This is a genomic window from Streptomyces sparsus (assembly GCF_054776295.1).
Window position 1 is genome coordinate 9,152 of sequence record NZ_BAAHCA010000087.1, and the last position, 1,343, is coordinate 10,494.

2 protein-coding genes are annotated in these 1,343 nt (G+C 71.8%); both read left to right on the forward strand.

Translation table 11 applies throughout. The annotated features are described in order from the left end of the window. Positions 1 to 85 precede the first annotated feature (85 nt). Positions 86 to 619, forward strand: coding sequence for a GNAT family N-acetyltransferase (locus tag ACYVE9_RS07730; protein WP_461026988.1), 534 nt, complete (start codon positions 86 to 88; stop codon positions 617 to 619). A 314-nt stretch (positions 620 to 933) separates the two neighbouring features. Continuing rightward, on the forward strand, positions 934 to 1,343 hold a 410-nt coding region (locus tag ACYVE9_RS07735; protein WP_461026989.1), incomplete at its 3' end, for an STAS domain-containing protein.

Sequence of the window (1,343 nt, forward strand, 5' to 3'; positions counted from 1 at the left end):
CCCCCCAGTGCCGCCGGACGGAGCACATCCGTCCGGCGGCCCTTCCGCTGTCCTCCCGCCTCCGGACGTTGGGCACAATGGCGCCATGACCGAGATCCGCACCCCCCGACTCATCCTCCGCCGGTGGCAGGACGACGACCTCGTCCCCATGGCGGACATCAACGCGGACCCGCAGGTCATGCGATGGACCGGCGACGGCTCGGTCCGGGGCGCGGACGACACCGCCGAGGCGATCGAACGGTGGGAGGAGGAGTGGGACGAGGAGGGCTTCGGCCTCTTCGCCGTCGAACTGCTCGCCTCCGGGGAGCTCGCCGGTTTCGTGGGCCTGTCCGTGCCGGTCTTCCTGCCCCAGGCGGCCTCGGAGGTGGCTCTCCGCTGGCGGCTGGGCACCCAGTTCCGCGGCCAGGGCTACGCGTCCGAAGCCGCTCACGCCACGCTGGAGTTCGCGCTCCAGGACCGCGGCCTGGAACGGGTCGTCGGCATCGTCCGGACCGGCGACGAAGCCTCCGAGAACGTGCTGGCCAAGCTCGGCCTGACTCCGGAGAGCACCGCGGTCCATCCCGAGTACGGCTACGGCCTGACCGTCCACGCCATCGACCTCACCGAGTACCAGGCCTGACCGCGCCCGCCCGCCGTACCCGTCCGCCGCGATCGCCGTGTCGGGTCGGCCTGGTCCGGCCGACGGCGCCGCGCGCACCCCGCCCCGACGTGCCAGCGCTGTCGTCGGCGTCCGGTGTGTGACAGGGTGGAGGAGAACAGACCAGTCTGGCTCCTGCTGTGCGAGTTCCGGACGGCGCTTCAAGATGCGGGCTCCCGCCCGCCGGCGCACGCTCCGGACCTCCCCGCACATGCCGACCATGCCTTGCCTTTCGGTCGGGTACCCGGTGGTGTCTTGACCATCGAGGGCTGCCACCACCCGCTGGGGGCACCCGCATGCACACGCAACGGTTCACCGTCCGCGCCGTTTTTCTCGGCGACGCCGCGCTCGTCTCCCTGCACGGGCCCGTCGACCGCCATGCCGGGGAAGCTCTGGACAACCTGCTCGACGAACTCTCCCCGCTTCTCACCACCCTCGTCGTGGACGCCGAGGACGTTCCGTCCATGGACGGAACGGGTTGTCACTTCCTGCTGAGGCTGTTCCGGTTCGCCGAGTCCCGGCAGATCCTGCTGCGCACCCACGGCTGGCAGCAGCAGCCGCAGTTGATGTACGGGCTCGCGACGCACGTCCACGCCGCGGGCGAGGAGCGGCCGGCAGACGCCGTGCACGGCTGTCGGCGGTTGCGGGCGGGTGTCACCGCGCGTGCCTCGCTGCAACGCGACCGCGGCATGCGGCAGGCGCTTCG

Coding starts and splice junctions, on each gene's coding strand:
- ACYVE9_RS07730 (WP_461026988.1), top strand. CDS start 86: ATGACCGAGATCCGCACCCCCCGACTCATCCTCCGCCGGTGGCAGGAC.